22 protein-coding genes are annotated in these 25,657 nt (G+C 60.9%); 13 read left to right on the top strand and 9 right to left on the bottom strand.

Features of this window, described 5'->3' with window-relative positions; all coding sequences use genetic code 11:
• The first annotated feature begins 131 nt into the window (after nucleotides 1–131).
• The 3 genes from PDMSB3_RS21660 to PDMSB3_RS21650 all read left to right on the top strand — a co-directional run bounded on the left by PDMSB3_RS21660 (nucleotide 132) and on the right by PDMSB3_RS21650 (nucleotide 2,165).
• Nucleotides 132–962, top strand: coding sequence for an IclR family transcriptional regulator domain-containing protein (locus PDMSB3_RS21660; protein ID WP_007178904.1), 831 nt, complete (start codon nucleotides 132–134; stop codon nucleotides 960–962).
• A 264-nt stretch (nucleotides 963–1,226) separates the two neighbouring features.
• Nucleotides 1,227–1,496 carry a hypothetical protein gene (locus PDMSB3_RS21655; protein WP_007178903.1) on the top strand — a complete coding sequence of 90 codons (270 nt, stop codon included), beginning with the start codon at nucleotides 1,227–1,229 and terminating at the stop codon, nucleotides 1,494–1,496.
• 105 nt (nucleotides 1,497–1,601) lie between these two features.
• Nucleotides 1,602–2,165, top strand: coding sequence for a hypothetical protein (locus PDMSB3_RS21650; RefSeq protein ID WP_232064288.1), 564 nt, complete (start codon nucleotides 1,602–1,604; stop codon nucleotides 2,163–2,165).
• A gap of 65 nt (nucleotides 2,166–2,230) precedes the next feature.
• Here the strand turns inward: PDMSB3_RS21650 and PDMSB3_RS21645 are convergent, their stop codons facing one another.
• Complete coding sequence (locus tag PDMSB3_RS21645; RefSeq protein WP_007178901.1) at nucleotides 2,231–2,884, bottom strand: response regulator; 654 nt, start codon at nucleotides 2,882–2,884, stop codon at nucleotides 2,231–2,233.
• Nucleotides 2,885–3,390: 506 nt separating this feature from the next.
• Here PDMSB3_RS21645 and PDMSB3_RS21640 point away from each other — a divergent pair.
• A complete protein-coding gene (locus PDMSB3_RS21640; RefSeq protein WP_007178900.1) occupies nucleotides 3,391–3,741 on the top strand; it encodes a DUF4148 domain-containing protein in 351 nt (116 codons plus the stop codon).
• Nucleotides 3,742–3,999: 258 nt separating this feature from the next.
• On the opposite strand, the gene PDMSB3_RS21635 is transcribed toward PDMSB3_RS21640, so the two are convergent.
• The gene (locus tag PDMSB3_RS21635; protein WP_007178899.1) at nucleotides 4,000–4,389 is read right to left on the bottom strand and encodes a hypothetical protein; all 390 of its coding nucleotides are present in this window, start codon (nucleotides 4,387–4,389) and stop codon (nucleotides 4,000–4,002) included.
• A gap of 433 nt (nucleotides 4,390–4,822) precedes the next feature.
• On the opposite strand from PDMSB3_RS21635, the gene oxlT reads away from it, so the two are divergent.
• From oxlT to PDMSB3_RS21615, 4 genes are all read left to right on the top strand, one after another.
• Nucleotides 4,823–6,154: an oxalate/formate MFS antiporter gene (gene oxlT / locus PDMSB3_RS21630; RefSeq protein ID WP_007178898.1), complete on the top strand. Its 1,332-nt coding sequence runs from the start codon at nucleotides 4,823–4,825 to the stop codon at nucleotides 6,152–6,154.
• A 64-nt stretch (nucleotides 6,155–6,218) separates the two neighbouring features.
• Complete coding sequence (gene oxc / locus PDMSB3_RS21625; protein WP_007178897.1) at nucleotides 6,219–7,961, top strand: oxalyl-CoA decarboxylase; 1,743 nt, start codon at nucleotides 6,219–6,221, stop codon at nucleotides 7,959–7,961.
• Nucleotides 7,962–7,986: 25 nt separating this feature from the next.
• Nucleotides 7,987–9,237 (top strand): formyl-CoA transferase, encoded by a 1,251-nt coding sequence (gene frc, locus PDMSB3_RS21620; RefSeq protein ID WP_007178896.1) that lies wholly within the window; start codon nucleotides 7,987–7,989, stop codon nucleotides 9,235–9,237.
• Nucleotides 9,238–9,342: 105 nt separating this feature from the next.
• Nucleotides 9,343–9,774: a PAS domain-containing protein gene (locus tag PDMSB3_RS21615; RefSeq protein ID WP_007178895.1), complete on the top strand. Its 432-nt coding sequence runs from the start codon at nucleotides 9,343–9,345 to the stop codon at nucleotides 9,772–9,774.
• A gap of 100 nt (nucleotides 9,775–9,874) precedes the next feature.
• Here the strand turns inward: PDMSB3_RS21615 and pstS (PDMSB3_RS21610) are convergent, their stop codons facing one another.
• On the bottom strand, nucleotides 9,875–10,909 hold the full coding sequence (pstS, locus tag PDMSB3_RS21610) for a phosphate ABC transporter substrate-binding protein PstS (RefSeq protein WP_007178894.1): 1,035 nt from the start codon (nucleotides 10,907–10,909) through the stop codon (nucleotides 9,875–9,877).
• A gap of 404 nt (nucleotides 10,910–11,313) precedes the next feature.
• Here pstS (PDMSB3_RS21610) and PDMSB3_RS21605 point away from each other — a divergent pair, with 404 nt between their 5' ends.
• Nucleotides 11,314–12,234: a CHAD domain-containing protein gene (locus PDMSB3_RS21605; protein ID WP_165187645.1), complete on the top strand. Its 921-nt coding sequence runs from the start codon at nucleotides 11,314–11,316 to the stop codon at nucleotides 12,232–12,234.
• Nucleotides 12,235–12,298: 64 nt separating this feature from the next.
• Here PDMSB3_RS21605 and PDMSB3_RS21600 read toward each other — a convergent pair whose 3' ends face one another.
• Nucleotides 12,299–13,336 (bottom strand): transporter, encoded by a 1,038-nt coding sequence (locus PDMSB3_RS21600; protein ID WP_007178892.1) that lies wholly within the window; start codon nucleotides 13,334–13,336, stop codon nucleotides 12,299–12,301.
• Nucleotides 13,337–13,339: 3 nt separating this feature from the next.
• A complete protein-coding gene (locus PDMSB3_RS21595) occupies nucleotides 13,340–13,558 on the bottom strand; it encodes a hypothetical protein (RefSeq protein WP_165187643.1) in 219 nt (72 codons plus the stop codon).
• A gap of 87 nt (nucleotides 13,559–13,645) precedes the next feature.
• Between PDMSB3_RS21595 and pstS (PDMSB3_RS21590) the strand changes: the two genes are divergently transcribed.
• Complete coding sequence (pstS, locus tag PDMSB3_RS21590) at nucleotides 13,646–14,671, top strand: phosphate ABC transporter substrate-binding protein PstS (protein ID WP_007178891.1); 1,026 nt, start codon at nucleotides 13,646–13,648, stop codon at nucleotides 14,669–14,671.
• A 75-nt stretch (nucleotides 14,672–14,746) separates the two neighbouring features.
• Here pstS (PDMSB3_RS21590) and PDMSB3_RS21585 read toward each other — a convergent pair whose 3' ends face one another.
• The gene (locus PDMSB3_RS21585) at nucleotides 14,747–17,344 is read right to left on the bottom strand and encodes a DNA-binding protein (protein ID WP_165187641.1); all 2,598 of its coding nucleotides are present in this window, start codon (nucleotides 17,342–17,344) and stop codon (nucleotides 14,747–14,749) included.
• Nucleotides 17,345–17,697: 353 nt separating this feature from the next.
• On the opposite strand from PDMSB3_RS21585, the gene PDMSB3_RS21580 reads away from it, so the two are divergent.
• A complete protein-coding gene (locus PDMSB3_RS21580) occupies nucleotides 17,698–18,372 on the top strand; it encodes an arylsulfatase (protein WP_165187639.1) in 675 nt (224 codons plus the stop codon).
• A 199-nt stretch (nucleotides 18,373–18,571) separates the two neighbouring features.
• Complete coding sequence (locus PDMSB3_RS21575) at nucleotides 18,572–19,210, top strand: helix-turn-helix domain-containing protein (RefSeq protein WP_007178887.1); 639 nt, start codon at nucleotides 18,572–18,574, stop codon at nucleotides 19,208–19,210.
• A gap of 31 nt (nucleotides 19,211–19,241) precedes the next feature.
• Here PDMSB3_RS21575 and PDMSB3_RS21570 read toward each other — a convergent pair whose 3' ends face one another.
• Nucleotides 19,242–22,241: an FAD-binding and (Fe-S)-binding domain-containing protein gene (locus PDMSB3_RS21570; protein WP_165187637.1), complete on the bottom strand. Its 3,000-nt coding sequence runs from the start codon at nucleotides 22,239–22,241 to the stop codon at nucleotides 19,242–19,244.
• Between the two features lie 40 nt (nucleotides 22,242–22,281).
• Nucleotides 22,282–23,319 (bottom strand): DUF1338 domain-containing protein, encoded by a 1,038-nt coding sequence (locus PDMSB3_RS21565; RefSeq protein WP_165187635.1) that lies wholly within the window; start codon nucleotides 23,317–23,319, stop codon nucleotides 22,282–22,284.
• Nucleotides 23,320–23,485: 166 nt separating this feature from the next.
• Between PDMSB3_RS21565 and PDMSB3_RS21560 the strand changes: the two genes are divergently transcribed.
• On the top strand, nucleotides 23,486–24,418 hold the full coding sequence (locus PDMSB3_RS21560; RefSeq protein ID WP_007178884.1) for a LysR substrate-binding domain-containing protein: 933 nt from the start codon (nucleotides 23,486–23,488) through the stop codon (nucleotides 24,416–24,418).
• A gap of 54 nt (nucleotides 24,419–24,472) precedes the next feature.
• Here the strand turns inward: PDMSB3_RS21560 and PDMSB3_RS21555 are convergent, their stop codons facing one another.
• Nucleotides 24,473–25,606, bottom strand: coding sequence for a 4-hydroxyphenylpyruvate dioxygenase family protein (locus PDMSB3_RS21555; RefSeq protein WP_165187633.1), 1,134 nt, complete (start codon nucleotides 25,604–25,606; stop codon nucleotides 24,473–24,475).
• Nucleotides 25,607–25,657 lie beyond the last annotated feature (51 nt).

Raw genomic sequence — 25,657 nt, 5'->3', positions numbered from 1 at the left:
TCCATGTATTGCGGGGACCGTTCCAACGCCGCCTGGATCCGCTGGGGACGGCTCTTCGCGTGCCGTGCCAGGTTGACAGACGGGTTCGAATGTGTTCGAATAACGTACATTGTTCGATATTTGAATCCAATATGACATCGGTCAAAGAACCTGTCAACGGGCAGGAAGGCGAATTGACGCCTGAAGAAAGTGCTGATCCGAGCGGTAAGGCACGTGCGAAAGAAGGGATGGCGGGCCTCGCCAAGGGATTGGCGATCATCGAGGCATTCGGTGCGTCGACTGCGCGCATGACCGTTTCGGACGCCGCGCATCTTGCGGACCTCAGCCGGCCGGCCGCGCGCCGCTGCCTGCTCACGCTTGTCGATCTCGGCTATCTCGCGCACGACGGCAAGTTCTTCACGCCACTGCCGCGCATGCTCAGACTGGGCAGCGCATACCTCAGCACGTCGTCGCTGACGCAGATCGCGCAACCGCTTCTCACGAGTGCGCGCGACGAATTGCACGAATCGGTATCGCTGGCGGTGCTGGACGAGGGCTACTCGGTATTCATTGCGCGCGCGGAGGCGGTGAGAATCGTGTCCACAGGCGTGAAGCTCGGCGGCAGACTGCCGGCCTATTGCTCGGCGACCGGCCGCGTTCTGCTGTCGGGTCTGTCAGAAGAGGAGATTCGCCACCATCTCGACGCGACGCCCATGAAGCATCTGACAACACGCACGCTCGCAACCACAAACACCGTGTTGCGGGCCATCGCACTCGCTGCACAAAACGGTTATGCGATCAGCAATGAGGAACTAGAAATTGGCATGTCCGCAATGGCGGTGCCGGTGAGAAATCGCAGCGGTGCGATCGAGGCCGCGGTCAGCGTGAGTGTGTTTTCCGGACGGGTCAGCGTGGAAACCCTGGAGGAGAAGTTCCTGCCTGTTTTGAAGGCTGTTGCCGCACGTCTGCAACGGGCACTTTAGCGAACGCGTTTCAGGACCGGTTAGGGTCAACGCAATCGTTCAGATGCGACCGACTCACGGTCGGTCGCTCTACCCATCTCAAACCAGTTGATCCTGGTCAACTGCCTCCAGTGCTCAAAGCGCCAAATAGACAGTCATGACGTCATTCGACTGTCTGCATGCCGTTGTTCGCAGATCGGGGCCGCCGTCAGCCGGCAATGACGGTCGATCCGCGTCGCAACGCATGGATTTCTTTGACACCTTGACCTTCTGGAGGTAACAAGCATGAAAAGGATTTTCCCAGCCCTTCTGATTGCGCTGGCAACTGTCGGCACGACGCAGGCTTGGGCCCAGAATACCGCGCCGTCCGGCGCAGACAGCGCTCAACCCGACGACAACATTGTGCAGATGCGAAGCGAGATCCGCGCCGCGAACGAGGCTTACCGCGCGAGGGTACGCGCAGCAAACAAGGCTCGCGACCGCGAGGTTGCCAAAGCGCAGGCCGATCGGGTCAAGGCCATCCAGGCGGCACAATCGGGTGGAAGCGGCAGTTGAGGCGCTCGCAGCTGGCTCTGGCGTAGGTCGCAGTCAGCTGTTTATTTCGCGCCCTTCTCGTCCAGGCTAAACGGAGTTCATGTGGAAGAACGGATAAAACATCTCTTGAGCCAGATCAGCGTGCTTGAGTCGGAACTGCAAACGGAACTTCATCAACGGGAAGTCAAACTGTTCTATCGAATCACCGGCAAACATGTCGAATTCGACGAAGCGGTTGGCAAGGTTCATCGGGAATTGAAAGTGGGTATCGTTCGCTGGATTCTCTCCAGCCGGCCGCAAAATTTCCTCGCGGCGCCGTTCGTCTACGGGCTGGTTTTCCCTTTGGCATTTCTGGATCTTTGCATCTCCATCTACCAGGCAATCTGTTTCCCGATCTACGGCATCGTAAAAGTCAAACGTGCGGACTATATCGTGATGGACCGCTGGCAATTGCGCTATCTGAACTTCATGGAGCGATTCCATTGCGCGTACTGTGAATATGCAAATGGCCTCATCGCTTACGCCTCAGAAATCGCCGCGCGCACGGAGCAGTACTGGTGCCCCATCAAACACGCCCGCAAGGTGTTGGGCACGCATGCAAGGTATGAACGATTTTTGACTTATGGCGAAGCGGAGCAGTATCAGGAACATCTCGCGCAGTTTCGCGACGCACTGCGCAAGCAGGAATAGCGATGCAGTGGATTGGGGCCTTGAATTGCACCGTTAGCATAACTTCGCGCCGCTCCGTGAATGGTTTAGAGTGCTTCGCGGCTGTCATCCTCAAAGAGGCTATGGTGCACCGCGTATCGCACAAGCGCCGCGTCATTGGCGAGGCTCGACTTTTCCAGAATTCTCGTCCTGTGGGTACTGACAGTCTTGGCGCTCAACCCTAGCTTTTCGGCGATACCGGCCACCGATTCGCCAGCCGCAATCAGTAGAAACACCTCGAATTCACGGGCCGACAAGCGCTGGTGAGGCAATGCGGAACCCATATCGGCCAAGCCGTGGGCGAACTCATCGGCCATTGCAACACTCACATACACGCCTCCCGCACCAACCTTTCTCGCCGCGTCGAGGAATTCCGTGGCCGAGCAGTTTTTAGTGATATACCCGGATGCTCCGGCTTTGAATGCACGCGCCGCAAAGGATTCCTCCGCCCGCATCGTTACGACGAGAACACGCAGCGCGGGATTTTCGTTCTTGATCAGCGAAATGAGATCAAGACCGTGGATGCCAGGCATCAGAAGACCCAGCGTCAGAAGAGCCGCATCCGTGGTTCTCGCGAGCTCAAGCGTGCTTGCACCATCCACGGCCTCCCCGACGACACTGAAGTCCCCAGAGCATCGAAGAATCGCGTGCAAACCCTCACGCACGACGCCGTGCGCATCGGATATAGCGACCTTGATCACGGACCACTCTCATGGAAAGGAAGCGAGATTGCCCTTTCCATCATGGGCCATTGATTGAGCATGTCGAACGCTATTTTGTAACTGCGCGGACGTTCCGGTTTGTTTCTTGCAGCGAGCTAATTCCACCCGTGCATGCTTCGAAGTGGGTAGTTACGGTTTGCAGGGCGGCATCCTCGCCGCAAATGCGTCTAAAACACGTCCCGGACGAGTTTTGTCGCGGGCTGGTTTCCCGTTGCGCGGACCGTCTGAAACTTTCGGGATCGTTGAAGGAGAAAGATCTGCCGAAGGCATTGAAGCCGACCGGCAGACATTGCTTTGGCGCTTTCTGTCAATCTTGTAATCAACCGGTGGGCGTCACGTCACCTTGAATGTCGCAATATAGATTCCAGACGCTCACGCAAGAAAGCCGAGAGCGCCTTTCTCCGGTGACTGTTCGACATTCAGCCGCATGTATTTACGCTAAATCTTCGCCATCAAACTTCACATTTATTTAGGAGTATCAAATCATGAAAAAAACTCTTGTCTATCTCGCCCTCGCCGCAAGCGCCTTGTCCGCTCCGGTATTCGCGTTCGCGCAATCAAATGCTCCGGTGACACGCGCGGAAGTCCGCGGCGATCTGGTCAAGCTCGAACAGGCCGGCTACAACCCGGCCCAAGGCGACGACGCCAACTATCCGACCGATATCCTGGCTGCGGAGGCAAAGGTAGCGGCACAAACCAGTCAACAACAGGCTACGCAGGGCTATGGCGGTGTGGCGCATGACGGCAGTTCGTCGTCAGGTGGACCGGCGCACGCAGCGATGCATTCGACCTGCGTGGGTCCGGTCAGCTTCTGCACGCCGTACTTCGGCAACTGAACGGTGCGCTTTCAGGTCTCGTGTCGTCACTGGATGCACGGGATCTGACTTAATCCTGAAGTCCTGCTTCACTCCGGGACGAAACCACGCTGACGTATCGCCAACGACCACCACAAGATCAACAATCCTGATCGCGAGCGCTGGATTTGCATACGGCTAATACGCCGCGCTCCTTACAGTGAAGGTGTTGGGACGGCATGTCCACATGATCGACGGCACGCGTCCCTATACGGAACGCGTGCATGCGACACATCGCATCTACACGCCTGCCAGCGCCGGCAGTTGTATGTCGTACGAAACGCGCTCGCGTTGACTACTCGTCCCCGACTGACGTACCGCATGTGTCGAAGGTGGCGCACTTTCGATACGTCGTGGCAAAGCCGCTGGATAGCGCGCGCTTTTCTTGTCGAGAATGGCCCGGCTCAGAAACTCAGCGCTATAGGCGTTCAGCAAATGCCGATGGTGCGATTCGATATACGCGGCGATCTGTGCCTGTTCGCCGTGGATCATTGCCAGCGACGCCAGCGTGTGCGTATCCCAGCGGAAGCGCAGGCCTAGTTCGTCGAACGCGGCGTTATAAGCGCACAGTTGCGCGTCGATCTCAGCATCATGCGCGCTGTCGCCAGCGTTGGGTTGAGCGTGATTCATGGTTATCTCCTTCAGGCAGGTGGCACGACCAAGAATAGAAGCGCGCATAGATAAACAACAGTTAAAGTTTTTTCAAAAAACAATAGCTCATTGTTTATATATTGGTTTACCCCAACCTCCGGAACAGCAACGAAATCTGCGCCGCGACAGAGCAGGTTACGCCTCTGAGCGCCCTCTGGACAAGGCTCGGGCCTCATCCATTAGGAATGCCTAATGCGAACCATAAAATGTTTTAACTTTCCCTTATTGCTGTTCTCGCGCAGCATCCCCTCAGACGTGCTGCACCTCTGGCTAAGGGTTTTCCGTTAGTGCAGCGCCTTCTGGCCGACCATTGGCGCTTCGTTGCCAGCACAACAAACCGGCGACGAAGCGATTCGATCATGTAAGTCCAGCGTGCCGCTCGAGCGCGACGGAAGAGACAGGAGACGCAGACATGGGACATTCCGATGTATCGGAAACAGGCCGTACCGCGTTCACACATCACCGCTGGATCCAACTCGCGATCGGTATCGTCTGCATGGGGCTCGTCGCAAATCTGCAATATGCGTGGACGCTGTTCGTCGTCCCGATGGACAACGCCCACCATTGGGGACAAGCGGCGATCCAGAGCGCGTTCACGATCTTCATCGTTACCGAAACCTGGCTCGTGCCCGTGGAAGGCTGGCTCGTCGACAAGTTCGGGCCGCGCCCCGTCGTGATTGGCGGTTCACTGTGCGCGGCACTCGGCTGGATCATCGACGCGCATGCCAGCAGTCTGGCCACGCTGTACGTTGCGGCGGTCATCGCCGGTATCGGCGCGGGCTGCGTGTATGGCACGTGCGTGGGCACGGCGCTCAAATGGTTTCCGGACAAGCGCGGTCTCGCGGCGGGCTTGACTGCGGCAGGTTTCGGCGCCGGCGCGGCCGTCACCGTGGTTCCCATCGCCGACATGATCCAGCGTTCCGGCTATCAGCATACATTCATGTTCTTCGGCATTTTCCAGGGCGTCTGCATCCTGTTGCTCGCCACCATGCTGATACGGCCGAAACCGCCCGCCACCGCAGTCGTCGCTAAACGCGTGGTTGCAAGCAAGATCGACTACACACCTGGCGAGATGATCCGTTCGCCGCTCTTCTGGGTGCTGTATCTGATGTTCGTATTCGTCGCGGCCGGCGGCATCATTGCAACCGCGCAGCTCGGGCCGATTGCGAAGGAATACGGCTTTGCCAAACTGCCGGTGAATCTCATGGGCATCACGTTGCCGCTGCTCACCATGACGCTGTCGATCGACAACCTCTGCAACGGCTTCACCCGTCCCTTGTGCGGTTTTCTATCGGACCGCATAGGCCGCGAGAACACGATGTTCATGATCTTTCTCGGCGAAGGCGTCGCATTGCTGGGATTGATGCAGTTCGGCCACAACCCGTACGCATTCATGTTCTTCGCGGCTGCTGTCTTCCTGTGCTGGGGCGAGATCTTCTCGATCTTTCCCGCCACCTGCGCTGATACGTTCGGCAGCAAATACGCCGCAGCTAATGCCGGCACGCTTTATACCGCGAAGGGCACCGCTTCGATGCTGGTGCCGCTCGCATCGGTACTGTCGGCGAATGGCGGGTGGAGCACGGTGTTTATCGCGGCTGCCGTGGTGTCGATCGCGGCGGCCGTGTCCGCGAAGTTCATCCTCGCCCCCATGAGAAAGCGCTGGATCGAAAACTCGGGCGCGCCAGCCGGCGTGGTGATCGCTGAAGCGCGACTGCAGCCGTCCTCCGGCGGCTCGCCCGAATGACTGACAACGCGAGCGCCCCACTCGCGACATACCCCATCACGCCCCGTCAATAAGGAGAGATGTCATGGCAGAAGCCGACCAGCCCACAACAGACGACACGTTGAAACAACAGGCGACCGAAACGACCGACGGATTCCACCTCGTCATCGACGCGCTGAAACTGAACGACATCGACACCATTTTCGGACTGGTCGGCATTCCGATCACCGACCTGGCGCGGCTTGCACAAGCGCAAGGGATGCGTTTCATCGGCTTTCGTCATGAACAGCACGCGGGCAACGCGGCGGCCATTTCCGGTTACATGACGCAGAAGCCGGGGATCTGCCTGACGGTGTCGGCACCAGGCTTTCTGAACGGCCTGACCGCCCTCGCCAACGCGACCACCAACTGCTTCCCGATGATCCTGATCAGCGGTTCCAGCGAGCGCGAGATCGTCGATTTGCAACAGGGCGACTACGAAGAGATGGACCAGTTGAATGCGGCCAAGCCTTACGCCAAGGCCGCGTATCGCGTGCTGCATGCCGAAGACATCGGTATCGGCGTGGCGCGCGCGATTCGTGCCGCCGTGTCGGGGCGTCCTGGCGGCGTGTATCTGGACTTGCCCGCGAAACTCCTCGCACAAACGCTGGATGCCGTGAAAGCGCAGCAGTCGCTGGTACGGGTGATCGACGCGGCACCTCGCCAGTTGCCGGCGCCGGAATCGGTGAAGCGGGCAATCGATGTGCTGAAGAGCGCCAAACGGCCGCTGATTCTGCTCGGCAAGGGCGCCGCGTACGCGCAGGCCGACGCGGAGATTCGCGCGTTCGTCGAACAGAGCGGCATTCCGTATCTGCCGATGTCGATGGCCAAAGGCCTGCTGCCCGATACGCACGCGCAATCAGCCTCGGCGGCGCGTTCGTTCGTGCTGCAGGAAGCCGACGTTGTCGTGCTGATCGGCGCACGCCTGAACTGGCTGCTCTCGCACGGCAAGGGCAAAACGTGGGGCGCGGAGCCGAAGAAGTTCGTCCAGGTCGACATTTCGCCAACCGAAATCGACAGCAACGTGGCGATTGCCGCGCCGGTGATCGGCGATATCGGCTCGTGCGTGGCGGCGCTTCGTGCCGGTATCGAGGCAGGCTTCACGAAGCCGGACGCCGAGTGGACCGGTGCGATCGCCGAACGTAAGAACAGGAATCTCGCGAAGATGGCCGCAACGCTCGACAAGAACCCGTCGCCGATGAACTTCCACAGCGCGCTGCGCGCGATCCGCGACGTGCTGAAAACGCGCCCGGATATCAATGTCGTCAATGAAGGCGCGAACACGCTCGACTACGCGCGCAGCATCATCGACATGTATGAACCGCGCAAACGCTTCGATTCGGGCACGTGGGGAATCATGGGCATCGGCATGGGCTTCGCGATCGGCGCGGCGGTGACGAGCGGCAAACCGGTCGTCGCGATCGAAGGGGACAGCGCATTCGGCTTCAGCGGCATGGAACTCGAAACCATCTGCCGTTACGACTTGCCGATTTGCACGATCGTCTTCAACAACAACGGCGTGTATCGCGGCACCGACGTGAACCCGACCGGCGGCAAGGACGTCGCGCCGACCGTGTTCGTGAAAGGCGCACGCTACGACAGGATGATCGAGGCATTCGGCGGAATCGGCTATCACGCGAGCACGCCGGAAGAACTGACGCAGGCGCTGCTCGAAGCGATCGCGTCGGGCAAGCCGAGCCTGATCAACGCGGTGATCGACGAAGCGGCGGGCACCGAAAGCGGCCGACTGACCAATCTGAATCCGCAAAGCGCGGCGATGAAAAAGTAATCAGTGCAACCACGGAGTTACCAACATGACCAAACCTCTCGAAGGCATCCGGATCATCGACTTCACCCATGTTCAAGCCGGCCCTGCATGCACCCAGTTGCTCGCCTGGTTCGGCGCGGACGTCATCAAGGTTGAACGGCCGGGTTCGGGCGACGTGACGCGCAATCAGTTGCGCGATATTCCCGACGCCGACGCGTTGTACTTCACGATGCTCAACAGCAATAAGAAGTCGCTGACGTTGGACACAAAAAAACCCGAAGGCAAGGAAGTACTCGAAAAACTGATTCGCGAGTCCGACGTGCTAGTGGAGAACTTCGGCCCGGGCGCGTTGGACCGCATGGGCTTTTCGTGGGAACGGCTGAATGAACTCAATCCGAAGATGATCGTCGCCTCGGTGAAAGGCTTCAGCGACGGTCACCACTATGACGACCTGAAGGTCTACGAAAACGTGGCGCAATGCGCAGGCGGCGCGGCCTCCACCACCGGCTTCTGGGACGGTCCGCCCACCATCAGCGCCGCCGCGCTCGGCGACAGCAATACCGGTATGCATCTGGCCATCGGCATTCTGACCGCGCTGCTGGGCCGCGACAAAACCGGCAAGGGCCAGAAGGTCGCGGTGTCCATGCAGGACAGCGTGCTGAATCTGTGCCGCGTGAAGCTTCGTGACCAGCAGCGGCTGGAACGCGTTGGCTATCTCGAGGAATATCCGCAATATCCGCACGGCGAATTCAGTGACGTAGTACCGCGCGGCGGCAATGCGGGCGGCGGCGGCCAGCCGGGTTGGGTGCTCAAATGCAAAGGCTGGGAAACGGATCCGAACGCCTACATCTACTTCACGATTCAGGGTCATGCGTGGGAGCCGATCTGCAAGGCGCTCGGCAAGCCCGAGTGGATCGACGACCCGGCCTACAAGACTGCGGAAGCACGTCAACCGCATATCTTCGATATCTTCCAGACCATCGAAACCTGGCTCGCCGACAAAACCAAGTTCGAAGCGGTCGACATCTTGCGCAAGTTCGACATTCCGTGCGCGCCAGTGCTGACCATGAAGGAACTGGCCAACGATCCGTCGTTGCGCGCGAGCGGCACGATCGTCGAAGTACCGCACAAGAAACGCGGCACGTATCTGACCGTCGGCAGCCCGATCAAGTTTTCGGATCTGAAGCCGGAAGTCACCGCGTCGCCGCTGCTCGGCGAACACACCGACGAGGTGCTGGCGAGCCTTGGCTACAGCCAGCAGCAAATCTTCAACCTGCGCGAAGTCAAGGCGGTTTAATGGTGCGAGGCAAGCCCGGCCATCGGCTCGGGCCTGGCGGATACGGCGCCGCTGGCGGAGTCGTATCCTGTTCATGCATCCGTGTTTTCACATCCGGGGAGCGCCATGCAAAATGCGATCGACTTCCAGCAACTTGCCAACGCAATCGGCGACGCGGTCATCATTTCGGATTCCCAGGGCAGCATCACATTCTGGAACCCCGCGGCCGAGCGCATGTTCGGCTTTACGCAAGACGAGGCGCTCGGCAATTCGCTGGACCTGATCATTCCGGAACGGCTGCGCGGCCGCCATTGGGACGGCTATCACAAGACCATGACAACAGGCGCAACTCGCTACGGCAACGACGTGTTGCGTGTTCCCGCCATGCACAAGGACGGGCGATCCATGTCGATTGCCTTCACGGTGGCGTTGCTGCATTCGCCGCAAAATGAACTCACCGGTATCGTCGCCGTGATCCGCGACGAAACCAGCCGCTTTCAGGAAGATCGCCTGCTGCGCAAGCGGCTTGCGGAACTGGAGGCGTCCGCTGGCGCTTGAGCGGGCGCACCCCGCCCGTATTCAGCTACCCGCAGAAGGCTGGGGGGAGTCAGCGCATACTCGTCACCGCGCAATGCTTTGAGCGGTGAAAGACCTGAACTCATTCGCCGGCGATTGCCTTACCCGACGGATTCTTCACCCGCGCATGCAACTGCGTGCGAATTTCGCTCACCACCGGCGGCGGCAGCGGTACATAGTCCAGATCCTCCGCGGCCTGGCCGCCATTGGTCAGCGCCCACTCCAGAAATTTCAGTGTCGCCTCGCTGCGCTCCGGTTTATTCGGCGTGCTGTGAAGCAATACATATGTCGCGCCGACCACAGGCCACGCGTTCGCGCCCGGCTCATTGGCCAGGATTGGGAAGAGAGATCTGGACCAGTCCGCGCTCGCGGCGGCCGCCTTGAATGTCTCCGGTCCAGGCTGAACCACGGCACCCGAGGCATTTTCCATGGCCGTATACGACATATGATTCTGCTTCGTGAAATCCCACGCAACATAGCCGATTGCGCCGGGCAGATGTTGTACGAAGGTAGCCACCCCTTCATTACCTCTTCCGCCTATGCCGCGCGGCCAGCGCACTGAAGTCCCTTCGCCGATCCGGCTCTTCCACTCAGGATTGACCTGCGCCAGATAGTGCGTCCAGATCAGCGTGGTACCTGAACCGTCAAGGCGGCGGACAACGGCGATAGGCGTATCGGGCAGCTTGATCCTGGGATTGATGGCGGCAATGGCCGGGGCATCCCAGTTGATGATTTTTCCAAGATAGATATCCGCGAGCACACGCCCGGAGAGAATCAACTCCCCCGGCTTGATACCGGGCAAATTGACGACCGGCACGACGCCGCCAATCACCATTGGAAACTGGAGCAGGCCGTTCCTGGCAAGTTCGTCGTCGCTCAGCGGGGCATCCGATCCGGCGAAATCAACCTGGCTCTCCATGATTTCCTTCACCCCTTCAGTCGACCCGACACCGCGATAGCTCACCGTGCCGCCGCCCGCCTGCTGGTATGCGCCGGCCCATTTCGTATAAATCGGCGCGGCAAAGGTGCTGCCGGCGCCGGTAATGTCGGCGCTGTGCGCCGTGACCGCCAATAGAGCGCCGACCACACCGGTCAACAGTGTTTGTGTATAGCTCACGAAAGACCTCACTTTAACTTTTGTTGTTGAAGCTCATGAAGTGAAGCTCGCCGAGTAACGACGCGTGGCGTGAAGAAACTATTTGCTGGCGGACTTTATTGAATTTTCTCTTTCCACCGGTTTGCCGTCGCGCTGCAACATGCCAATTGGAAACGCGGGCAAGCACAGCGCTGAAAAACCAACTCTCCCCATTACAGGACGCTGTGCGTCAGGAGGCAAATTGAATCGCTCTATCATGGCCGCATTGCTTCCCGCCCAGTGCCGGCATGGTCGTGAAAATTGATACGTTGTAGGATTGATATCGCAATTTGCGAGGCGCGCCTGCCACGCGCCACCTTACGTTCACCTCACTTCCGTCCGCTTTGGGACTCACGCGACTCGAGCCGATGAACTCCACACCACCCATGCGTGACGTCGCTTCTGCACAAGAACGGACTTCGGAGAATGCCGACAGACGCACCGGCACGGTTTCGGCAGACATGTCGCCAGCCGCGGCCTTCTCGACGCTGGTCGCGCAGGTGGCGCTACGCGTCGGCAACTTGTGCAGGAGCGCCGATCCGGAAAGTCCTCACAAACTTCGTGTCGTGCTGCGTCGTCTGCGCTCGCTGTGGTGGGCTTACGATCCGCTTATCGACGGGTCGCAGGCAAGACGGCAGCGACGCGAATTCAAGGCCCTGGCTGACTCCGCCGGTCAGACACGTGACTGGGATATCCTGAAGCACTTACTGGCAGATGACATGCAGATGCCGCAACCTTTTGCGGCGCTCGTTGAACGTGTCGATCTGCTGCGCGGCGATGCGCTTCTGCACAGTCGCGCAACGATAGCCGCCGCGAACGTCGAAGCCATATTGGCGCAGGGAATCGCGGGCTTAATATTGCAACTCGACGCTCGCGCGTTTGACGAACCGCTTGCGGAATTCGCTGCGGACCGTATCGCAACGGCGAAAAAGGCGCTGCGAAAACGGATGAAGCGTCTGCTTATGGATCAGCACCACGGATACGCCGGGTTTCACGAAGTCCGGATCGCAGCGAAGAAAGTGCGTTATCTGCTGGAGTTTTTCGCGCCTCTGATCGATGGCGGGAGTGGGATCGGCATCGTCGAACTCACGCAAATGCAGGATGAACTAGGACAACTCAACGACATCGTTTCGAGCGAATCGCTACTTCTGGCGCACAGGGATCGGCTCGGCGAGTGCGGCGTAGTAGACGATGCGATCGCGTATCTGAGGTACCTCAGAGGCCATCACATGCAAAGCGCCGACGCCTCGTTGCGCGCTGTCGGCGACATGCTGGCCAGCGAGCATTCCGGCTCCGACATGAGCTAACGGCGCCTGCGTGCAGGCGCCGCGAATGCCGAAACCGGACGCACTGCCACGCAGTTGGCTTGCCCTACCGTTCCTTGCGCCGGCGAAATGCCCACCATCCGGCCAGTCCTGTGAATCCGGCCACGAGCAACACCATCACCCAGAAACCGTGCCGGTTTTCAGCGAGCGGAATACCGCCCACATTCATGCCAAAAAAGCCTGCGACGATATTGATCGGCATAGCCAGAACCGTGACCAGTGTCAGCGTGAAGAGCGTGCGATTGTTCTGCTCTTCCAGCCGGGAAATGATTTCCTCCTGCAACAGCCTGACCCGTTCGATTAGCCCGGCGACATCCGAGAGAACCACCGAAAACTCTTCCGTCGACTCGCGTAGATCCTGCACGTCCTCTGAGTGAAGCCAGCGCGGCGGCCTCGCCAGCAGCCGGAAGATCGCGCCGGGTTCAGGTGCGAGCATGCGTTGCAAGCGCGTCAGCATACGACGCATGGCGCCCAGATCGATCCGGTTCTGCGTCGGCCGCTGCGACAGGAATCGATCCTCTATCCGGTCGACGTCGGCGCTGGTGCGCCGGACGATCTGCACGAGCAGGTCGGCCTGATCGCGCATCAGGTGAACCAGCAATTCCGCGGGAGACCTGAATACCTCCCCTTCCCGAACGGATGCGCGCAATCGGTCTACCGAACGCAGTGGCTTGAGTCGCGCGGTCACGATGATCCGCTGATTCGCGTAAATCCACAGGGTCGCGATTTCTGAGGGAATAAACTCGAGATTGAACATGACGTCGTTCACGACCGCGCGCAACGCGCCATCAGCATGTTCGATACGCGTGGAGTGCGAGCCCTCGCGCAAAGCGTCGAAGAAAGTCTCCGGCAAATCGAGTTGCGTCCTCATCCAACGTTCGCTCGCACTGTGCGCCAGATTGAAGTGAAGCCAGAGGAACTCGCTGCCTTCTCTCGCTGGGCCATTCGCGTCGTGCGCCTGCAGCCATTCGACGACTTCATCCGCATCGACAGACCGCCCGGCGCGCGTCGACGAAAAGAGAAAGCCACAGACGATCCCGGACGAGTCCGCACCGTAGGTTTGCAGTAGCAGGTCAGATTTCATAGGTCATTCAGCGTTTGCTTCCCGTGCGGGAATTGGCATATCAGGCAATTTGCGGCCGACATTGGAACTGCGGCGATCGCCACGCCACGCCTGCGCCAGGCGTCGCCCGAATTGAACCGCAATCAAAGGCCTGAGCATATCGCGACCGATCGGAAGATGGTTAATCAGGCAGGGCTCGCCACGTCGATCCGGCTGATCCTCAACGTTCAGCAGTCGAATCATTTAATTCGAGCGGTCACGAGAACGTCATATTTCACCCTTAAGTTGCAGGCCATCTAAGGCGATCCTATCGCCACAAGGAGTCTCGACATGAATCTCAAGCAACTTACGCTGATTCTATGTGCGTTGTGTGCCAGCGCCGCGCACGCCGCGGACATCACCGGCGCGGGCAGCACCTTTGCTGCGCCGATTTATACGAAATGGGCCGATGCCTATCAGAAAACGGGCGGCGGCAAAGTCAATTATCAGGGTATTGGTTCGTCGGGCGGGATCAAGCAGATCATCGCCAAAACGGTGGATTTCGCCGGCTCGGACGCCCCACTGAAAGACGACGAATTAGCCAAAGATGGCCTGTTCCAGTTTCCCACGGTGGTCGGCGGCGTGGTGCCGGCCATCAACGTGCCGGGACTGAAGGCTGGCGAACTGGTGCTGTCGGGTGAAGTGCTCGGCGACATCTATCTGGGCAAGATCAAGAAGTGGAACGATCCCGAGATCGCCGCGCTGAACCCGAAAGTCAAGCTCCCGGATACCGACATTGCCGTGGTTCGTCGTGCCGATGGTTCGGGTACGAGCTTCATCTGGACGAACTACCTGTCCAAGGTGAATCCGGAGTGGAAATCCAAAGTGGGCGAAGGCGCGACGGTGAACTGGCCGACCGGCACCGGCGGCAAGGGTAACGACGGCGTTGCCGCGTTCGTTCAGCGTCTGCCGGGCGCGATAGGCTACGTCGAGTGGGCATATGCGAAGCAGAACCACATGACCTACGCGTCGATGAAAAATGCTTCGGGCACCATAGTCGAGCCGGCAACCGACACATTCAAGGCCGCGGCGGCGGGCGCCGACTGGTCGAAGTCGTTCTATCAGATCCTAACGAACGAGCCGGGCAAGAACGCGTGGCCCGTGGTCGGCGCGACGTTCGTGCTGTTGCATACGACGCAGGACAAAGCAGCACAAGGCGCCGAAACGCTGAAGTTCTTCGATTGGGCGTTCAGGAACGGCAGCAAGGCAGCCGACGACCTCGACTATATTTCGCTGCCGGAATCGGTAACGGCTGAAATCCGCTCGCAATGGAAGCAGAAGGTGAAGGACGCGTCCGGCAAGCCGGTCGCGCCGTAAGCGGCAGATACATCAGATGAGGCGCGCGTCGCATGCGCGCCTTTCTTCACCACGTGTCCGATCTTCCGGCACAGGTCAGGTCGCGACCTTCGACATCACCGCCGTAGCCGGGTCGTAGCGATAGCCCTTCTGCGCGAGTTGGTGGCTCATCGTCGCGCCGATCAGTTTTTGCTGCGTCTCTCTGGCGATCAACTCGTGATCCGGCTTGAGCCGCTCCAGTTCGGATGAAAGCCGCCTGACGAGCGCCACCTCGCCGGTGCTGCGTGCGTCGATGAACAGGATCCTCTCGCTTGCCAGACCGAGCCGCTGTTTGAGATCCTTGGCGTGCGTGACCCACTGTTCGGCAGTAGCGCGAAGCTCACTAAGGGCCTTTGCGTTGGCTTTGGCTTGTGCCGCTATCTGCCGTTGCAACACGGCGACTTCCTCCGCGCGCTCAGCCTCGTCGGCTCGAACGCTGGCCTGCTGAGCGCGCTGATTCTGTTGCGCGATCGCTGCGGATTGCGCTGCGAGGCGCTGCTCCAACTGCGCAACCTGCTGTTCCGCGGCCTCCGCGCGTTCCCTCGCCGCGGACGCATCCTGCAATACCCGAGCCAGATCAGCGCTCGCGGCCGCCTTCGCCTCATTCATGGTCCCGATCTGCTGCCGCGTCTCTTCCAGTTCCTGAGAGACGCGCTGCAGGTCGTTGAGATGAACCGAGATTTCGTCAGCCCGCGCGGCGGCGGCCTCGCGCTCCGCTGCCAGCGCAGCGCGCGCTTGCTCCAGTTCAGCCTCCAGCGCCGCGAGTTTCGCGAGGCTCCCGCTTGCCTGGACCTCGGCGGTTTTCGCGTGCGACAAGGCTGCACCTAGCTCCGCCGACAACCTTATCGCTTCTTCCGATTTCGCTTGATGAGCGTCGCTCAGGGTGACGATCTGCTGCTGCGCGTGATCGCGTTCCTGAGCGGCTTGCGCCAATTCATCGCTCTTGCCTGATATAGCAGCGACCAACTCCGCTCGTGCCTTGCGCTCTTCGTCCAGCAATGCGACCGTGGCTTGCTGCTCCGCAGCTTGCGACGTTACCTGCTGCACGAGTTCTTCTACGCGTGCCTCTGCCTGCTGTGCGCGTAACCCCGCCGCACTCAGTTCCCCGGACAGTCGCGTCACTTCTTCGGACTTCGTCTGATGGGCGTCGCCCAGCGTAGCGATCTGCTGCAGCGTCTGATCGCGCTCCTGAGTAACACGCGTCAGTTCCTCTATCTTGCTCGAAACTACCGCCGCCAATTCTTCACGAGCCTTGTGTTCCTCTTCAAGCGACACCTTCGCCGCTTCGAGGCCGGCATCTTGCGACGACACACGTTGCACGAGTTCTTCTATACGCGCCTCGGCTGCTTGCGCGCGTGACGTTGCCGCGTTCGCTTCCTGCGACCATCGCGTCAGTTCCTTCGCGTTCGCCTGACAGGCGGCGTCCAATGCTGTGACGTGCTGCAGCGCCTGCTCGCGTTCCTGAATGACTCGCGTCAGTTCGTCGTTCCTGTTCGATAGAACCGCTGCCAACTCTTCACGTGCCCTGCGTTCCTCTTCAAGCGACGCCTTCGCCGCTTCGAGGCTCGCATCTTGCGACGACACACGCTGCGCGAGTTCGTCTACGCGCGCCTCAGCCGTTTGTGCACGCGACGAAGCCACGCTTGCCTCTTGCGACCACTGCGTGACTTCTTGCGCTCTGGCCTGACAGGCGTCGCGCAAACTGGCGATCTCCTGCTGCGCCTGCTCATGTTCCTGAGTGACGCGCGTCAGTTCGTCGGTCTTACTCGATACGACCGTCGCCAACTCTTCACGGGCCTTGCGCTCTGCTTCGAGCGATGCGTTCGTCGCTTCCAGATTGACGTGGTCCACCGCCGCGCGCTGCACGAGCTCCTCGATGCGCGCCTCCGCCGCCTCGGCACGCGACGAAGCCGCGCGTGCTTCTTGCGACCATTGCGTAACTTCCTCTGTTCTGGCGTGACAGACATCACTCAACGTCACGATCTCGTGCCGCGCCTGATCGCGTTCCTGAGTGAGTTGAGCGACTTCGTCATTTTTGCCCGCGAGAGCCGTGGCCAGCTCTTCGCGCGCCAGGCGTTCCTCGTCGAGCGAAGCCTTCATGGCTTCCAGATCCGCGTCTTGTGCCGACGCGCGCTGCGCGAGTTCCTCGACGTGAGTCTCGGCCGCCTCCGCCCGGCCCGTGACGGTGGCGAGTTGCGCTTCGAGGCGCAGAGAGGCACTTTCCGAGGCGCTGAGCGCGTCCGTCAGCGCGATGACCCGCTGGCGCCCCGTTTCGACTTCATCGATCATTTTCTGATACTCGGCAAGCGCTTCGTCCCGTTCCGCGACGGCCGCTTCGAGATCCAGGTTCACTGCGGCCAGACGCTGACTGAATGCCCGCTCCGCATCGTGTTGGGATGCCGACCAGATCCGGTCCGCAGCGCTCATGACGGTTTCGGCCAGACCCTCCGGCAAGCCGGGCTGGACCTGCATTGCCGGCGTTTCGCCCTGCCGCGCTTCACGCCAGCGTTGCAGGGCCGCGACTATCGCCACCAGCGAACCGCCGCGAACCTCTTTCCAGATTGTCACTGGCGAAACTCTTCTGCCTTCTTCGACCATGCGATCGGCGATTGCAGCGATCTGTTCATCGGTGATTGTGTCTGCGTCCGTGGACATAAGCGTCTCAAGAATCAATGTAACGGGGCAAAAGGTTAAATTTTCAATACGGTACTACGTCTGCGGACGTCCGGCGACGTTCGGGATACAAGGTAAATGACAGCTGGCATGGCGCGGATGGATCTTATAGCTCAACGGCCGTTTCGAATGCACGGAACAGCGGACCATAAAGCGGCTATATCGGCGCGCATTGCTCGCCCAGAGCGGTAGCGGCGATACCGGTAGAAGAGCTTGCCTTGTTGACCGGCAACGAGGTTGCAACAATGCAGGCGAGCTGATTGGGCAGCCCGTCGGCGTGAAAACCCCCAACCGGCATCCACACGATTCACGCAACTTCACTGGGGCATACGGCAATGCGTATTTCGTTTCTGCACACGATGGAAGGAAACCGGCAAGTCTTTGAGCAGGCAGCAAAAACGCTTGGAATGCGGGCTGAAGATCTGCACCATGAAGTGAGAGCGGACCTGCGCGAAGCGGTCACCCAGACGGGGACGTTTTCAAGCGATTTGAAAGCCGAGACAAACCAGCGTCTTCTCACGCTGGCGGCCCATTCCGACGCTGTCATTCTGACTTGCGCGACGCTCGGGCCGGCCGTGGCGGATCTCAAGCGCTCACCGGCGCCCATTGTCAGAGCGGACATTGCGTTGGCCGCAGCGGCAGCAAAAGTGGGCGGAAAAATCGTGGTGTTGTGTGCCGCTGAATCCGCAGTGGAATCCACGAGGAAGCTCTTCGTGGAGCATGCAAGCGGAAATAACGCGTCAGTGGAGGTCGTTCACCTTCCTCAGGTTTGGGCATTGTTCAAAGCGGGTGCCCTCGACTCGTGCCTGGCTGCAATCGCGTTGGCTGCGGACGACGCGTATGAAGCGGGTGCGACCATTGTCGCGTTCGCTCACCCGTGGATGGCGCCCGGCGCGGACCTCGTCCGCAAGGGAAGACGGCCGCTCGATAGTCCGAGCGAGGCACTCCGCGCTGCAGCGCAACTGTTCGGCGAATCTCCCGCCTTGTCAGCGAAGGCAAGTTTCCGATGAGAAAAGCGCGCGCGCGCTCCACATGCGCCAATCTTGCCCAACCGCTTCGTCGCCGAGCCCATGTGCGGGGCATCCAGGCATTGCCGGCAAACGCGCCGGCAGAGGCTCAACCGTCCACGAAACTGGCGCTTCGCCGCCAAATGTTATTATCGGAAACAACACCGTCCCCCAAAAGCGTGCATTCGAAGCATCAAGCCCTATGGACACCCACCTCGCCAAACCCGCCGACCCGTCCACCACCGACCTCGGCCGCCGCGTCCGCGCCGCCCGCCAGGCGCAGGATCTGACGCTGGAAACCGCCAGCCGCCTCTGCGGCGTTTCCCGCTCGACGCTCTCCAAGGTCGAAAACGGCCTGATGTCCCCCACTTTCGACGTGCTGCAGAAAATCGTCCTCGGACTGAAGATCGAAATCGGCGAACTGTTCGGCTCCACGCCGAAAGTCAGCGCCAGCGGCCGTCGCGCGCTCACCCGCAAAAACGAAGGCCAGCGCCACGCCTATCGCGGCTATCAGATGGAACTGCTCGCCACGGACCTCGCGCATAAAGCGATGCTGCCGTTTCGCATCCGCATCTCCGCGCACACGCTCGACGCATTCGACGACTGGGGCCGCCACGAAGGCGAAGAATTTCTGTACGTGATCAGCGGCAGCGTGTGCCTCTATTCGGAGTTGTACGCGCCGACGCATCTGAACGCCGGCGACAGCCTCTACTTCGACAGTCGCACCGGCCACGCGGCGGTCTCCACGAGCGAAGAAGACGCCGAAGTACTGTGGATGGCCACCAGCGCCGACATTCCGCACGCGCCGGCCGCCACCGAATCCGAATCGACGAAGAAGTAGCCCACGCACATACAACGCGCACGAACGCGGCTTACCGAGCCGCCAACGCCCGCTGCGCGAGTTGCGCAATATGCATTGCATGACGCCCCGTACCCTGCTGGATCTGTTCACGGCAACTGAAGCCATTGGTCAGCACGATCGTTTCGGCGGGCGCCTCACGCACTGCGGGAAATAGCTTGTCCTCGCCGATCTTTTCGGAAAGCCCGTGGTGCTCCGCGTTAAAGCCGAACGATCCCGCCATGCCGCAGCATCCCGTGTCGAGCAGTTTCCATTTCACGCCGAGCCTGTTTAGCAGCGCGGTGTCGCCTTGCATGCCGAACAGCGCCTTTTGATGGCAATGCCCGTGCACGATCACGTCGGCGGCAAGCGTCGGCCAATCGAACGGCTGACGCGCGACGAAATCGGAAAACAGGAAAGTCTGCGCCGACAGTTTCTTCGCTAGTGCATGACCGGGCAGTTGCTTCAGCAGTTCGTCCTTGAACACCGACAAACAGCCTGGCTCGAGACCGACCAGCGGCACGCCGGCGGCGATATCGTCCGCGAGATCATCGAGAATATGCGTGAGCAGTTCGCGCGCGCGTTCGAGCAGACCGAAGTCATACAGCGGACGCCCGCAGCACAACCGGTTCTTCGGCAACACGACGTGCCAGCCTAGCTGCTTTAAAACATCGGCCGCGGCCTGAGCTATCTCGGGCGTGAAGTGGTCGTTGAACGTATCGACCCATAGAATGACTTTCTTCACCTCACCGCGAGCGTCTGACGCCGTTTGCGGCGAACGCCGTGCGATCTGCCGGTAGGTGGCGTGAGCGAACCGCGGCAGTTCGCGCGCTTGCGCCACGCCCGCCACCCATTTGCCGAACGAGGCCAAACCCGGCGCCGACGTCATGAAGTTCGTCAGACGCGGAAAGCGCGCCGCCCAGGGCGCCCATCCGCCGATACGTCCCATGAACAGCGCCTGGCGCGGCCGGCGCTTCGTCTCGTAGTAATGCGAAAGAAACTCCGCCTTGTATGAAGCCATGTCCGTATGTGTGGGGCAATCGGATTTACAGCCCTTGCAGGCGAGGCACGTGTCGAGCGCTTCTTTCACTTCGCGGCTTTGCCAGCCATTCTCGATCACGCCGCCTTGCAGCATTTCCCAGAACAGATGCGCGCGGCCACGGGTCGAATATTTCTCCTCACGCGTCGCGCGATAACTCGGGCACATGGTGCCGCCTTCGAGCGAACGGCATTTGCCCATGCCGATGCATCGCTCGATCTCGCGCTGAAAACCGTTGCCTTCCTGGCTGGCAAACGTGAGCTTCGTTTGCAGCGTGACCGGCTTGTAGGCGGGCCCCATGCGCAGGTTTTCGTCGGCGCGATACGCATGCACGACCTTGCCCGGATTCAGGCGATTGGCCGGATCCCAGATCGCCTTGAACTGCTCCATTGCCTGCATCAGTTCAGGGCCGTACATGATCGGCAGAAATTCGGCCTTGGCCTGGCCGTCGCCGTGTTCGCCCGAGAGCGAGCCGCCGAATTCGACCACGAGTTCGGCCGCCTCGCGCAGAAACTTGCGCCATGTCGAGACACCTTCCGCGCTGCGCAGATCGAAAGTAATGCGCGCGTGCACGCAGCCATCGCCGAAATGACCGTAGAGACTCGTCTCGTAGCCGTAGCGATCCACCAGCGCCTGGAACGCACGCAAATAATCGCCGAGGCGCAGCGGATCGACCGCCGCATCTTCCCAGCCGACCACCGGGTCCGGCATGCCGGAATCGACCGACAACGCCACCGCCGAGGCGCCCGTCTCGCGGATCGACCACACCTTCGCCTGTAACGCGCGATCTTCGACGAGCATCGCGGAGACATTCGGCCCTGCTTCGCCCGCGCGGAAGTAAGCGGCGGCGGCTTGCGCCTGCAGCATCACCGCCTCCTGCGTGTCCGCGCCGAATTCGAGCACGACCCACGCGTCGCCTTCGGGCAGCAACGCGATCTCGTCCTTCTTCAAACCACGCACCTGCAAGCCGCGAATGATCGCGCGGTCGAGTCCTTCGATAGCGATCGGATCGCAGCGCATGAAATGCGGCACGGCATCCGCTGCCGTATAGATATCCGTGAAGCCGACCACCACGATCACGCGTTTCGCAGGACTCTTCACGAGGCGCACTTTCGCCTGCAATGTAACCGCGCACGTGCCCTCGGTGCCGACCAACGCGCGTGCCACGTTGAAACCGTTCTCCGGCAGCAGTTGATCGAGATTGAAGCCCGACACGCGGCGCTTGATCTGCGGGAATTTCGCGCGAATCTGTTCGGCGTAGGTGTCGCGCAGCCGCTTCAGTGCGGCGTAGATTTCACTCTGGCGGCCACCTGCCGCGATGATGCGTTCGAGTTCATGTTCCGATGTCGGGCCGACCCAGAAGCGCGCGCCGTCGAAGGTCGCGATTTCCAGCGCCTCGACGTTTTCGACCGTCTTGCCGGCCATCACCGAATGCGCACCGCACGAGTTGTTGCCGATCATGCCGCCGAGCGTGCAGCGGCTGTGCGTAGCCGGATCGGGCGCGAAGGTGAGGCCGTGCTGTTCGGCGGCATCGCGCAAGGTGTCGCAGACCACGCCCGGCTCGACGATCGCGACGCGCGCGGCCGGATCGATCGACACGACACGGTTCACGTACTTGCTCGCGTCGGCCACCACCGCCACGTTGACACATTGACCGTTCTGCGACGTGCCGCCGCCGCGCGCGAGAAACGGCACGTCGTTGCGACGACAGGCGGCGAGCGTGGCCACCAGATCGTCGATATCCGCGGGCACGACAATAGCGAGCGGCACTTGCCGATAGTTCGACGCATCCGCCGCATACAACGCTTTCGAGCCCTGATCGAAGCGCACTTCGCCACGCACGTGGCTGCGCAAATCGGCTTCGAGCGCCTGCATTACAGCGGCGCTGCCCGCATAAGGCGTGGCAACGCGCGGCGTATCTTTCAGCGCGCGACGGCCGGCATCGTCCAATTCATGGAGGCCCGCGCCCTGTTCTTCATCAAATGACGTTCCCACTGCGCTCCCCGTCTCCCGTGCCTGGGCTGCCGCCTTGCGCTCACGCAGCCTGGTTCGCGGTCATCTTGAAGATGCCCTGTGCGTTGCCCGCGTCGAAACGCAGGTCCGTTTCCCAACGACGCGCGTCCTGATCGAAAGTCCGCTTACGCGTGATGAACTCGTAGAACGAACCCGGCACTTCACGCGTCACGATGTTTGCGTCGGCTGCCCGAAACTCGCGCAGCACGGTGTCGGCGCGATACGCCGTCTGGAACACGCGGCCTGAGCGCGAACGCTCCACTTCCGGTTTCATCGGACGACCCTTGGCCTTCTCGTCGTCGGACAGTTGAAAGACGTCCGCGACGCGATCGGTGGCGTGGTTGAACGCGTTGCCTTCGGTCGCGATCCACGCCATTTCCGCCGATTCCTTCAACAATACTTCGTAATCGGCTTCGCGTGGCGTCTCATGCTGGCGCGCAAACGCGCCGACAATGACCGGCAGCAGTTCATGCGCTGCGTCGAGCGGCAACACACCGTCGCGCTCGAGCTCCCACAACTGGCCGAGGGCACGCGGCGTCAGCGGATCGCGCGACTCGCCGATCACATTGGTCACCGCCCGCTGAAACTCCGCCGAGAACCGCTCGGGATGCAATTCGCTGACGAAAAACTGCGCGATTTCATCCGGGGCGTCGTCGTGTGCCCACGCGCGGCCGGTCATGCCGAGGCGGTCGAGCGGATAACGGCCGTTGATGCTGAAGCCGAGCGGACGCAGAATGCGCGCAAACGCGGCTTCGCCCGTCGGCAGCGCGCCGCTGTGCGGCCAGCGCACCGTGCGCAACGCGCCGTGGTCGAAGTACACGCTGCCGCCCGCCGCGACCGTCTCCTCCGTGTACCGGCGGCCGTTCGCCGAGCGCGCCAGCAGATCCTCGAAAAGCGCCATGTTCATCGCCTGCGCGAGCTCGGCGCGCGTGACGATACCGCCTTCCCATTCGTTGAGGATCTGCGGATGATTCAGCGTCGCGAAGAGCCGGGCGGTTTTGTCGGCGCCGAGGAACTTCAACAGCAGTTGTTCGACATTCGCATTCTTGATGTTTCGCATATCGGTTCTCTACTTGGCTCTACGCGCGCTGGCTGATGTGCTCGAAGCGACCTGCCGGTGCGCGCGCAAGGCACAGGATGGCATGGTCAAAGGCGTGATTATTCAAATCGGCGGGCTCGCCGTAAAGCGAGATAAAATCGCCACTTGATGCGTTTCTGGAATCAACGTGCGAAAGTTCAAGATCCCCAACATGGGCGCGCTGCTCGCTTTCGAAGCCGCCGCGCGGCACGAAAGCTTCACGCATGCGGCGCGCGAACTCTTCCTGACCGAGAGCGCGGTGTCGCGGCAGATCAATACGCTGGAGAGCAACCTTGGCGTGCGGCTGTTCGTGCGCGTCAAGCAGCGCGTGATGCTGACCAAAGCGGGCAAAGTCTATAGCGCACAGGTGCGGCGCTCGCTGGAACAGCTCGATCGCGACACGCTGTCCATCATCGCGCATGGCAGCGGCGGCGGTTATCTGGAACTGGCGGTTCTGCCGACTTTCGCGTCGCAATGGCTGATTCCGCGGCTCGCGGCATTCAATGCGCAATATCCGGACGTGCGCGTGAACATGGGCGTGCGAACCGGCACGTTCCCGTTCGCCGAGACCCATTTCGAGGCCGCGATTCATTACGGCAAGCCCACGTGGCCGGGCACGTCGGCAGATTTTCTGTTTAGCGAAGAAGTCGTGCCGATATGCGCGGCGAGTCTGCTGAAGCGACCCGTTAAGAGCGCCGCCGATCTTCTGGACTATCCGCTTGTTCATTCCACTACGCGGCCGGACGGCTGGGCAGCCTGGTTCGCCAATATGGGCGTCGACGATAACCGGACCATGCAGGGCGTGCGCTACGAACTCCACACCATGCTGATCAGCGCGGCCGCCGCCGGCCTCGGCATCGCGCTGGTGCCGCGTTTTTTTGTCGACGCGCAGCTCGAACAGCTCGGGCTCGTGGTCCCGCTCGATGCGCCCGCAGTCGCCGACTCGGCGTATTACCTCGTCTATCCGACCGAGTTGAGTCACGGCAAGCCGCTCGCGAGTTTCCGCGAGTGGCTGTTGCACGAAGCAGCAGCCTATAGCGCGGTGAATCCCGAATTAGCCGGTCCACGCGATACGGATTGACCCGGCCTCGGATCAGGCGTCAAACCAGGCATTGAGCCAGGCACCGGCTAGGCCTCAGGCGCCGGCTTGTTCGCGCGCCTGCGCCAGTGCGCTCAGATTGCCTTCGCCAAAACCGTGGTGTCCCTGGCGCTGCACGATCTCGAAGAATATTTCGCCGGCGCGGCGGCGCACGAAGGTCTGGAAAAAAAGCAGCGGCACCCCGTCCGCGCCGATTTCGCCGTCCACCAGCAGGTGCGTGCGCTTGAGCCGCTCGACGTCGAGCCCGTGGCCCGGCAGACGCGCGTCGAGTAGCTCGTAATAGCGCGCCGGAGGCTCGACGAATTCCACGCCGTTCGCGAGCAACAGCTCGACGCACGTGAAAATGTCGTCGGTTGCAAGCGCGATATGCTGCACGCCTTCGCCCGGATGGTCCGGCAGAAACTCGTGCATCAGGTTGGTCCGGCGCGTCCCTTCCTCATACAGGGGCACACGGATCGCGCCGCATGGCGACACCATCACGCGCGATTCCGCCGATACATGCCAGTTGGCGTGCAACTCGTGAATCTCGCGGAAATTGAGCAGGTCGTGATAGAAGTCGAGCCATTCCTGCATCCGGCCCTCGCCGACCGTTTGCGTCAGATGATCGACCGCGACGAGGCCGGTGCCTGCGTGGCTCAAGTCGGCTTGTGCCGTGTCGATCTGGATGGGCCGGAAGTCGATATCGAAGATCGAGATGTCGCCGAGGCCGCCACGCTGGCCGCCGCGGCCGCGCCAACGGTCGACGAAATAGATATGCGAGTCGCCAATGCCCTGAATGGCCGGAATCAGCAGCTCGCCGGCGCCGATCTTCTCGCCTTCGAACGCCCATGCGCCAAGTTCGATCGCACGGTCGAACGCGCGTTGCGCGTCGGCCACGCGAATGCCGATCGCGCAAATGCCCGCGCCGTATTCCTCGGCATAGCGCGCGGCAAACGAATCCGGCTCGGCGTTGATGAGGAACTGCATCCCACCCTGGCGATATAGCGTGACGTCCTTGCTGATATGACGCGCAATCGCCTTGAAGCCAAGTTTGGTGAAGGTTTCACCGAGCGCGCGCGGGTCGCGCGCGGCGAATTCGACGAATTCGAGGCCGGCCGTGCCGAGCGGATTGTGCTCAGGGGCCGACACGGCGCGCAGCGCGGCGTCTGGAGTGGGCAAGTCGCTGGGCATGGCAATCTCCTTGACAGTCTTTCGACGCCGTTTCCGGCGTTTCTGATGTTC

The organism is Paraburkholderia dioscoreae, from assembly GCF_902459535.1.
In the GTDB taxonomy this organism is placed as follows: Bacteria; Pseudomonadota; Gammaproteobacteria; order Burkholderiales; family Burkholderiaceae; genus Paraburkholderia; species Paraburkholderia dioscoreae.
The sequence above is the reverse complement of the archived record's forward strand: the minus strand, read 5'-3'. Positions and strand labels throughout refer to the sequence as shown.

Bases quoted from the DNA above. Each gene is read 5' to 3' on its own strand.
- PDMSB3_RS21660 (WP_007178904.1), top strand. From the start codon at position 132: ATGACATCGGTCAAAGAACCTGTCAACGGGCAGGAAGGCGAATTGACG.
- PDMSB3_RS21655 (WP_007178903.1), top strand. From the start codon at position 1,227: ATGAAAAGGATTTTCCCAGCCCTTCTGATTGCGCTGGCAACTGTCGGC.
- PDMSB3_RS21640 (WP_007178900.1), top strand. From the start codon at position 3,391: ATGAAAAAAACTCTTGTCTATCTCGCCCTCGCCGCAAGCGCCTTGTCC.
- PDMSB3_RS21635 (WP_007178899.1), bottom strand. From the start codon at position 4,389: ATGAATCACGCTCAACCCAACGCTGGCGACAGCGCGCATGATGCTGAG.
- oxlT (WP_007178898.1), top strand. From the start codon at position 4,823: ATGGGACATTCCGATGTATCGGAAACAGGCCGTACCGCGTTCACACAT.
- oxc (WP_007178897.1), top strand. From the start codon at position 6,219: ATGGCAGAAGCCGACCAGCCCACAACAGACGACACGTTGAAACAACAG.
- frc (WP_007178896.1), top strand. From the start codon at position 7,987: ATGACCAAACCTCTCGAAGGCATCCGGATCATCGACTTCACCCATGTT.
- PDMSB3_RS21615 (WP_007178895.1), top strand. From the start codon at position 9,343: ATGCAAAATGCGATCGACTTCCAGCAACTTGCCAACGCAATCGGCGAC.
- PDMSB3_RS21605 (WP_165187645.1), top strand. From the start codon at position 11,314: ATGCGTGACGTCGCTTCTGCACAAGAACGGACTTCGGAGAATGCCGAC.
- PDMSB3_RS21600 (WP_007178892.1), bottom strand. From the start codon at position 13,336: ATGAAATCTGACCTGCTACTGCAAACCTACGGTGCGGACTCGTCCGGG.
- PDMSB3_RS21595 (WP_165187643.1), bottom strand. From the start codon at position 13,558: ATGATTCGACTGCTGAACGTTGAGGATCAGCCGGATCGACGTGGCGAG.
- pstS (WP_007178891.1), top strand. From the start codon at position 13,646: ATGAATCTCAAGCAACTTACGCTGATTCTATGTGCGTTGTGTGCCAGC.
- PDMSB3_RS21585 (WP_165187641.1), bottom strand. From the start codon at position 17,344: ATGTCCACGGACGCAGACACAATCACCGATGAACAGATCGCTGCAATC.
- PDMSB3_RS21580 (WP_165187639.1), top strand. From the start codon at position 17,698: ATGCGTATTTCGTTTCTGCACACGATGGAAGGAAACCGGCAAGTCTTT.
- PDMSB3_RS21575 (WP_007178887.1), top strand. From the start codon at position 18,572: ATGGACACCCACCTCGCCAAACCCGCCGACCCGTCCACCACCGACCTC.
- PDMSB3_RS21565 (WP_165187635.1), bottom strand. From the start codon at position 23,319: ATGCGAAACATCAAGAATGCGAATGTCGAACAACTGCTGTTGAAGTTC.
- PDMSB3_RS21555 (WP_165187633.1), bottom strand. From the start codon at position 25,606: ATGCCCAGCGACTTGCCCACTCCAGACGCCGCGCTGCGCGCCGTGTCG.